8 protein-coding genes are annotated in these 9,183 nt (G+C 33.1%); all 8 read left to right on the top strand.

What is annotated here, in order from left to right:
• Nucleotides 1-387 precede the first annotated feature (387 nt).
• Entirely contained in the window at nucleotides 388-1,098 is a 711-nt protein-coding gene (gene rpsB / locus CKF54_RS02995) for a 30S ribosomal protein S2 (protein ID WP_119524804.1), read from the top strand.
• Between the two features lie 88 nt (nucleotides 1,099-1,186).
• A complete protein-coding gene (gene tsf / locus CKF54_RS02990; RefSeq protein ID WP_119524803.1) occupies nucleotides 1,187-2,059 on the top strand; it encodes a translation elongation factor Ts in 873 nt (290 codons plus the stop codon).
• A gap of 81 nt (nucleotides 2,060-2,140) precedes the next feature.
• Entirely contained in the window at nucleotides 2,141-2,860 is a 720-nt protein-coding gene (gene pyrH, locus CKF54_RS02985) for a UMP kinase (protein WP_119524802.1), read from the top strand.
• Nucleotides 2,861-2,939: 79 nt separating this feature from the next.
• Entirely contained in the window at nucleotides 2,940-3,497 is a 558-nt protein-coding gene (gene frr, locus CKF54_RS02980) for a ribosome recycling factor (protein ID WP_119524801.1), read from the top strand.
• A gap of 76 nt (nucleotides 3,498-3,573) precedes the next feature.
• Nucleotides 3,574-4,815, top strand: a complete 1,242-nt coding sequence (dxr, locus tag CKF54_RS02975; protein ID WP_119524800.1) for a 1-deoxy-D-xylulose-5-phosphate reductoisomerase — start codon at nucleotides 3,574-3,576, stop codon at nucleotides 4,813-4,815.
• Nucleotides 4,805-5,578 (top strand): polyprenyl diphosphate synthase, encoded by a 774-nt coding sequence (gene uppS / locus CKF54_RS02970; protein ID WP_119524799.1) that lies wholly within the window; start codon nucleotides 4,805-4,807, stop codon nucleotides 5,576-5,578. The genes dxr and uppS overlap by 11 nt, the downstream gene beginning before the upstream one ends.
• A gap of 8 nt (nucleotides 5,579-5,586) precedes the next feature.
• A complete protein-coding gene (locus CKF54_RS02965; protein WP_119524798.1) occupies nucleotides 5,587-6,525 on the top strand; it encodes a phosphatidate cytidylyltransferase in 939 nt (312 codons plus the stop codon).
• Nucleotides 6,526-6,755: 230 nt separating this feature from the next.
• Complete coding sequence (bamA, locus tag CKF54_RS02960) at nucleotides 6,756-9,182, top strand: outer membrane protein assembly factor BamA (RefSeq protein ID WP_119524797.1); 2,427 nt, start codon at nucleotides 6,756-6,758, stop codon at nucleotides 9,180-9,182.
• The last annotated feature ends 1 nt before the right edge of the window (nucleotide 9,183 follow it).

Genomic DNA, 9,183 nt, shown 5'->3' with positions numbered 1-9,183 from the left:
TTCGCTATCCGTGAAGGTGGTCGTACAGTAGGTGCTGGTGTTGTTGCTAACATCATCAAATAATAAAGGTTTTTAACCTAAAAAAAGAGGGCTAAGGCTCTCTTTTTTTATTTTTGGGATTATTAAAAATAAATTTGATAACTCATCATATATAACACAATTTATAAAATTAATGTGATATAATACGCATGCTTACGTGTGTTACGTAAGTGAAAATAATAATTATATTAACTAAAATCACACATAGTATTAGCTCAAGGATTGGGTGCTTAATCATTGCCTTGTTGAGATAACAAGGTGAAAGTTCAATTTCGTAGCATTAGCTAAATGATTGAGTTGATCCTGAGACTATGTGGGAGTACAACCCTAAATATTAAGGAATAAAAAATGGTAAAAGTTTCTGTTCGTGATATGTTAGCTGCTGGTGTACACTTTGGTCACCAACGTCGTTACTGGAATCCACAAATGAAAGAATACATTTATGGTGATCGTAACGGTGTATCTATTATCAACTTAGATAAAACTGCTGAATGCTTCAACTTAGCATTAGCGGAATTAGAAAGAGTTGCAGCTAACGGCGGCAAAATCTTATTCGTTGGTACTAAACGTGTAGCTACTGAAGTAGTTGAACAAGCTGCTAAAGACTGTGGTCAATTCTATGTAAATCACCGTTGGTTAGGTGGTATGTTAACTAACTGGAAAACAATTCGTAAATCTATTGAGACATTAAATCAATATGAACAAGACGAAGCGAATGGTGTTTTAGAAAAATTAACTAAAAAAGAAGCTTTAAAACGTACTCACGAAAAAGAGAAACTTGAAAAATCTCTAGGTGGGATTAAAAACATGAACGGTCTGCCAGATTTAGTATTCGTTCTATCTGCAGACTATGAGCACATCGCTATTAAAGAAGCTAAAAACTTAGGTATTCCAGTAATCTCTGTTGTTGATACAAACTCAAGTCCTCGTGATGTTGACTTTGTAATCCCAGGTAACGATGATGCGTTAAAAGCAATCAGCTTATACCTTGCAGCTGCTTCTACTGCAGTAAATGAAGGTAGAGAAAAAGCTAAAGCACAAAAAGCTAAAGCTGAATAATTAAATAATACAAATTCATTCTTTTTCAAATCCATACCTAAAGAAATTTAGGTATGGATCTAATCAAAAACTTTAAGGTATACATAAAATGAGTGAAATTACAGCAAGCCTAGTTAAAGAGTTACGTGAGCGTACTGGTGCGGGCATTATGGATTGTAAAAAAGCTTTAGTAGAAACTAATGGTGATATTGAAGCTGCAATTGAAAACATGCGTAAAAGTGGTCAAGCAAAAGCTGCGAAAAAAGCATCTCGTGTGGCTGCTGAAGGTGTTGTTTTAACACGTATTACAGCAGACAACACTAAAGCTTTTGCAGTTGAATTAAACTGTGAAACTGACTTCGTTGCTAAAGACGCTAGCTTCACTAAATTTGCGCAAGACGTTGCTGATTACGCTTTAGCTAACAACGTTGTTGATACAGCTGCATTACAAGCTCATTTTGAAGAAGAAAGAGCTAACTTAGTTGCTAAAATTGGTGAGAACATCACTATTCGTCGTGTTGTAGTAATCGAAGGTACATTCATCGGTGGTTACACTCACGGTACGAAAATTGCTACTTTAGTTGCTGTAAACCCAGCTTCTGCAGATGTTGCTAAGAAATTAGGTATGCACATTGCTTCTTCTCGTCCAGAGTATGCTCGTGAAGAAGACATCCCTGCTGATGTATTAGAAAGAGAGTTAGAAGTTCAAAAAGGTATTGCTAACGAAGATCCATCATTTGCTAAAAAACCTGCAAATATTCAGGAACAAATGATCAACGGTCGTATGGCTAAATTCAAAGCTTCTATCGCTTTAGTTTCACAACCATTTGTAATGGATCCATCAATCTCAGTTGCTGATTTCTTAAAAGCAGAAAACGTAGCTGTAGAAAAATTTATCCGTGTTGAAGTTGGTGAAGGTATCGAGAAGAAAGAAGAGAACTTCGCTGATGAAGTAGCTAAAATTGCTGCTGCAACAAAATAATATTATGTAATATATAGTTGGAGGCCTTTTTTGGCCTCTTGCTATATGTGCAGGATTTTAAATCGACAACGGATTTTATTTATGTCAAGTAAACCATTATATAATCGTATTTTATTAAAACTAAGTGGTGAAGCTTTACAAGGAAATGAAGGATTTGGTATTGATCCTAAAGTACTTGACCGTATTACTGCTGAAGTTAAAAAAGTTACAGATTTAGGTGTACAAGTTGCTATCGTTGTAGGTGGTGGTAACCTTTTCAGAGGTGCTCAACTAGCAAGTTTAAACATGAATAGAGTTGTAGGTGACCATATGGGCATGCTTGCAACTGTAATGAATGGCTTAGCAATTCGTGATTCTCTATTTAGAGCAGGTTTAAACTGTACATTAATGAGCTCTTTACCATTAACAGGTGTTTGTGAAACATATAACTGGAGTAATGCAATTAAAGCATTAAATTCAGGTCGTGTAGTTGTTTTTGGTGGTGGTACTGGTAACCCATTTTTCACAACAGACAGCGCAGCATGCTTACGTGGAATTGAAATCAACGCTGATGTAGTTTTAAAAGCTACAAATGTTGATGGTGTTTATGATTCTGATCCTCGTAAAAATCCTGAAGCTAAGAGATTTGAACATATTACTTACTCTGATGTAATTGCTAAAGAATTAAAAGTTATGGATTTAGCAGCTTTCACTCTAGCACGTGATCATAAATTACCAATTAGAATTTTTAATATTCATAACTTTGGTGATTTAGAAAGAGTAGTGACTGATCCAACTTTAGGAACTTTAATTACAGAATAATATAAGCTTTTTGCTCATTTTATTGCTGTTTAGTTTATAATATCTTTAAAATTAATTGTAATTAAATACAAGGTAAAGTATGATTTCTCAAATCCAAAAGGATGCTAAAGAGCGCATGGACAAATCTGTAGAAGCGTATGAAAATAGCATCGCTAAAATTAGAACAGGTCGTGCACACCCTTCACTTTTAGATGGTATTCAAGTTGAATACTATGGAACTCCTACACCAATTCGTCAATTAGCTAATATCGTAGCAGAAGATGCTAGAACCCTAAACGTTCAAGTTTTTGATAGATCTTCTTTAGCTGCAGTTGAAAAAGCTATTTTAACTTCAGACTTAGGTTTAAATCCAAGTAACAATGGTACTTCTATTCGCGTTCCTCTTCCTCCATTAACAGAAGAACGTCGTAAAGAATTAACTAAAGTTGTTCGTAACGAAACTGAAAAAGCACGAGTTGCAGTTCGTAATGTACGTCGTGATGCAAATGATAAAATTAAAGCTTTATTAAAAAATAAAGAAATTTCAGAAGATGATCAAAGACGTGCTGAAGAGCAAATTAATAAAATTACTGAAGCTAGCGTAAAACTATTAGATGAGCGCTGTGCAACTAAAGAAAAAGAGTTAATGGATTTTTAATCTCATAAATTATTTTATCCAAGAAAGCTAGTTGTGAAAGTAATTTTACAACTAGTTTTTTATTTGTCTGATTCGTATGCAAAGAAATATTCATATTTTAGGATCAACGGGCTCTATTGGTAACTCCACTTTAAAAGTTTTAAGTTATCAGTTAGAAAACAAGATTAATCCTCATAACCAAATTAAAGGTTTATACGCTAACTCAAGTGTAGATAAGTTAGTTGAGCAAGTTAAAACTTATAAACCAAAATATTGTGGGCTTTTTTCAATAGAACATATTGATACTTTAAAACAAAAGTTACAAGAGCAACTAACAGAGCAAGAATACAATGACATTATTGTGGTTAGTGGAGAAGAGGAAATAAGTAAAGTTATTTCTTCGGAAGAATGTGATTTAGTGGTTGGTGCAATTGTTGGTTTTGCAGGTTTAAAAACTTCTCTCACAACTTTAAAAGCTGGCAAAGAATTGCTATTAGCAAATAAAGAGAGCTTAGTTGTTGGGGGGCACTTAATAAAACAAGCACTAAAAGAGAATAAAAAAGCTAAATTAATTCCAGTTGATTCAGAGCATAATGCAATATTTCAATGCCTAGATGAGAAAAGTCAGCAGAATATATGTTTTTGTGACTTAAAGTCTGCAGGTGTAAACAAAATTATGTTAACAGCTTCAGGCGGTCCCTTTTTACATCTAGATTTAGACAAATTTGATTCTATATCTCCAGAAATGGCATTAAAGCACCCTAATTGGTCTATGGGAGCGAAGATTACAATTGATTCTTCTACTTTGATGAATAAAGGCTTAGAATTTATTGAAGCCTGTGTACTGTTTAATTGTGATCCTGATGATATCCAAACTGTCATCCATCCACAATCAATAGTTCATTCTGGGGTTGAGTATTTAGATAAATCTATTCTAGTGCAAATGGGACCTACAGACATGTGTGTTCCGATTGCCTACGCATTAAATTACCCTGAAAGACAATTATCTTCGGTTGATAGTTTAGATTTATATAAGCTACAAGGTTTAACATTCTTTCCTGTAGATTATGATCGTTATCCAAACTTTGCCTTAGCTGTTGAAAGTATTAAGTTGGGTTATACTTATACCTGTGCTTTAAATGCAGCTAACGAAGTAGCTGTAGAAGCATTTTTACAGAGAAGAATAAAGTACACAGACATTTTTAAATATAACAAACTAACTCTTGAGCAAATAAAAAGCGAAGGCTATGAAAAAGAATACTTTGACTATAGTATGGTTGAAGAAATAGACAGAAAGGCAAGAGAGTATTGTACAAAATTTATAGAGTATGCAAGTTAATACAGATAATTTGCCTAAACATGTTGCAATTATCATGGATGGCAGTAGACGTTGGGCAAAAGAACGTAATAAAAGTCGCCATAGTGGGCATAATGCGGGAGCTATTGCTGTAAGAAAAACTATTGAGCATGCGGTTAAATTAGGATTAACTTCTTTATCCTTATATGCTTTTTCAAAAGAGAATTGGAAAAGACCACAAGAGGAAATAGATCATTTAATGAAGCTATTTCTTAGAGTTTTAAAGGGAAACGAAAAGTTTCTTTTAAAGAATAATATAAAATTAAATCCTATTGGTGACGTAAAAGAGTTCTCTCATGATTTGCAGTTAAAGCTGGATTCAATGGTAAAAGCAACATCCAAATGTACAGGTTTAACTTTAAATATAGCCCTAAACTATAGTGGTAGATGGGATATAATTAATTCAACACAAAATATTGTTAACAAGTTATTAGATGATTTAACTAAATCACTTGATAATAAAAAAGAGCTATTAGATAAGATCACTCAATATAGATCAGACTTTAATCAAGAAGAGTTTCTTCAAAAAATAATTGAAGAAAATTTAACTGTTAGCGATCAACCACCAATAGATTTAATCATTAGAACTTCTAACGAACAAAGAATAAGTAACTTTTTCTTATGGCAAGCTGCGTACAGTGAGTTTGTCTTCCTAGAGGAATACTGGCCTGATTTTAATGGGCAGGTATTTGACCGTGCAATTGAAATTTACTCAAAACGTGTTAGAAGATTCGGTGGAGTTTAATTTACCTTATGAAACAAAGAATAATTTCAGCTATACCCTTAATCTTGGGGCTATTGTATATAATTTTTTATTCTCCATTTATAGTATTCTACATAGCTTTTTTAGCAATAGCTTGTATCTCTATTTGGGAATACTCTAAATTGATTTATAATCAAAATCCAGATTTAGAGCCTCGTAGAAACTGGAAATGGTTATATATGTTAGTCATTTCAGTTGCAACATTATTCCCATTCTTACCGGTTTTAAGTGTTTGGCTTTCATTAGGAACTGATAAGTTTACGCAGATGAATAGTTTCTATATAAGTAATAGCCAAACTATCATGTTTTACGCTACTTTTATATGGTTATTTTCATTAGTTATCTATCGTAGAACAGAAACCCTGATGTATATTATGCATCCTAGATTAGTGGCGTTATTTGCTGCTTTAGTTAATGGAGCATTTTTTGCTGGTATTTTTGCAGTTAGATACTTTAATGGTGCTCTCCAGCAGTTTGATATAAATAATTCACCAATTTTAATGCTATATATTTTCTGTATAGTAGCATGTGCTGATAGTGGAGCCTACTTCTTCGGACGAGCTTTTGGTAAGAATAAATTAAGTCCTAAGATTTCACCAAATAAAACAGTTGAGGGCTTACTCGGTGGATTATTTACTGCGATAATCTGTGCTTTAATCTTTGTAAACTTTACTCCTTTAAATGACTATATGGTTAACAGTAAGCGTATGGTTGCTTTCTACATCTTTACAATTGTAACCATACTTTTATCAGTACATGGTGATTTAACAGAGTCATTTTTAAAACGTAGAGCTTCAGTGAAAGATTCTTCTAATATAATCCCTGGACATGGTGGTGTATTAGATAGAATAGATAGTTTACAACCGTCGTTTATGTTTATCGCATACTACTGGTTATTTTTAACACTGAGTAACTTTTTTACTTTTTAAATTTTCTCGCTTGAAAAGCGAAAGCTTCAAAGCTATATTACTAGAGAGGATAATCCTCTCTATTTTTTTTATAAAAATCCGTAGGTAGCATATTATTAGCAAAATTATAAAAATTATTTTATAATATAACGGTTACTTTAATAGTTTTATAAGTATAAAGATTTCTAATATATTTCACTCTTTTTTAGTGAAAGAATGAGCTTAAGAGAAGTTATAGAGAATTTCCCTTCATGAAAAAGTTTTTATTAACAAAATTAATGCTAGCTATTAGCATTCCTGCCTTGTCAGTTACTCCTTTTCAATTGAATAACATTGAAGTAAAAGGAGTTAATACAAGTCAAAGTCAAGATATTATTAAATTACTAAACCTTCAACAGGGTACTTTAATAAGTGACAATGAAATAGCACAAATCATTCGTAAATTATATGCTACGGGAAATTTCAACAATGTTACTGTTGACAAAGATGGCAATAATCTTTTAATTGATTTAAAATTAAAACAAACAATTGCTTCAGTTAACTTTAAAGGTAACTCGTTAATTCCAACTGATCAGATCCGTAAAACTTACGAACAAAACAACATTCGTCAGGGTGCTATTCTAAATGAAGATACTTTAACCCAACTAAACGAAGAAGTTGAGCGTTTCTACCAAAGTCAAGGTTACTCACAAGTTTCAGTATCAACTCAAGTATCTACATTGGATGATGGTACTGTAAATGTACAAGTAATTGTTGATGAAAATAAAAAAGCTTATCTAAGAACGTTAAACTTAGTTGGTAATAAAACTTTTACCGAGAAAGAGATCTTAGCACAATCAACAATTAGACCAGACACTCGTTGGTATAATTTCTATCATAATTCAAATTTCAATAGTACAAATAAACAACTACTATTAGATAACATTGCTAACTATTATAAAGACCGTGGTTATGCAAAATTTAAAGTAGTAAGTACTGAAGAGCAAAACTTAGATAAAGATAAACCTCAAGATGTTACATTTACAGTTAACATTGAAGAGGGGAAAATATACACAGTTTCTTCAGTGAGTTTCTTTACTAGAAATACAGCTTTAGACGAGGACTTTGCTAAGTTAAGTAAAATAGCTATCGATCAAAATTATAATAAATCGACGGTTGATAATACTGTTTTAGCAGTTAAGAACTACTTAGCAGGAATGGGGTATGCTAACCCTCGCATCGAGCCAGTTCTAAAGTTTAATGAAGAAACAAACTCAGTTGATATTGTTATTGCTGTTGATAAAGGTGCTCGCTATGCTGTAAATGCGATTATCTTTAAAGGTAACTATCTAACTAAAGATGAAGTTCTTCGTCGTACATTATTACAACAAGAAAATTCTACTTATAATTTAAACTTAGTTAATCAAGACGTTTCAACATTACTAAGAAGTGGTAACTTCTCAGATGTAACTTATGAAACTGAAGTAGTAGAAGGTTCTAACGATTTACTAAATCTTTACTATAATGTAACAGAAACAGCTAATGGTAGCTTCCAAGTAGGTCTAGGTTATGGTAGTACTCAAGGTATTACTTACAGCGCAAGACTACAACAAAATAACTTCTTAGGAACTGGTAGAACAGTTGGGATCAATACAGAAAAATCATCAGGTCGTTTATACGCGTCAATTGACTATACAGAGCCGTATGTAACAACTTATGGTTTAAGCCTAAGTACATCTGTTTACTACTCGAAAATTAATACCGAGAAGTATAAACGCTACTATGGGTATAACTATCAACAAACAGTTTACGGTATCACTTTAGGCACCTCGATTCCAGTTTCACGTTACGGTACATTATCAGGTAGCGTAACATACGAAAGAAACAAATACTATAATTTATATCCTGAATACTACCGTATGTTATATTTACAATCAATCGGTCAGGATATTCAAAACAATAAATGGACTGTAAGAACTAAAGATATTACTTTTAACTTACAGTACAATTTAAATACATATGATCGTTACTTATTCCCAACAAGTGGTTACGATTTCACTATTGGGGCAGGAGTAACAGCCCTTGCTTCTACAGATAAATACTATACTATGCAAGCAAGCCTAAAAACCTTTACCCCATTAACTCATACAGGTAATTGGGTTTTAGGTACACGTATTGCTGCAGCTCATGCTAGAGCAATGGGAGATAACTTCTTACCAATTTCAGCTCTTTATACAGCAGGTGGTGCTGGTACATTACGTGGTTTAAGTGATAGTTCTGTAGGTCCAGCTTCAATTAACTGTGCTAATGGCTCTAGCTGTGGAGACCTATCTGCTTCTAACTTTACTCGAGTTAATACATATGAGACTGTAGGTGGTGACTCTATAGTTTATGGTGGATTAGATTTATACTTCCCTCTATTTAGAGGTGAGGCTGCTAAAACAGTTAGAACTTCATTCTTCGTAGATACAGCTGCAGTTTGGAGTACTAAATGGAATCAGTATACTGCTTCATTAGATCAGAGTATTTTTAATGGTTATGAGGATTGGTCTAAACCAAACTTCAGAGTAACAACAGGTGTGAATATTGACTGGCAATCACCTTTAGGTATGCTTTCTTTCTACTTGGGTACACCGATTGTTTCTAAGAAATATGATGACAAAGAAGTATTTGGTATTAACTTCGGAACAACATACTAAT

Source organism: Psittacicella hinzii (genome assembly GCF_003585885.1).
Classification (GTDB): Bacteria; Pseudomonadota; Gammaproteobacteria; order Enterobacterales; family Psittacicellaceae; genus Psittacicella.
The sequence above is the reverse complement of the archived record's forward strand: the minus strand, read 5'-3'. Positions and strand labels throughout refer to the sequence as shown.

Coding starts and splice junctions, on each gene's coding strand:
- pyrH (WP_119524802.1), top strand. CDS start 2,141: ATGTCAAGTAAACCATTATATAATCGTATTTTATTAAAACTAAGTGGT.
- frr (WP_119524801.1), top strand. CDS start 2,940: ATGATTTCTCAAATCCAAAAGGATGCTAAAGAGCGCATGGACAAATCT.
- tsf (WP_119524803.1), top strand. CDS start 1,187: ATGAGTGAAATTACAGCAAGCCTAGTTAAAGAGTTACGTGAGCGTACT.
- uppS (WP_119524799.1), top strand. CDS start 4,805: ATGCAAGTTAATACAGATAATTTGCCTAAACATGTTGCAATTATCATG.
- CKF54_RS02965 (WP_119524798.1), top strand. CDS start 5,587: ATGAAACAAAGAATAATTTCAGCTATACCCTTAATCTTGGGGCTATTG.
- bamA (WP_119524797.1), top strand. CDS start 6,756: ATGAAAAAGTTTTTATTAACAAAATTAATGCTAGCTATTAGCATTCCT.
- dxr (WP_119524800.1), top strand. CDS start 3,574: ATGCAAAGAAATATTCATATTTTAGGATCAACGGGCTCTATTGGTAAC.
- rpsB (WP_119524804.1), top strand. CDS start 388: ATGGTAAAAGTTTCTGTTCGTGATATGTTAGCTGCTGGTGTACACTTT.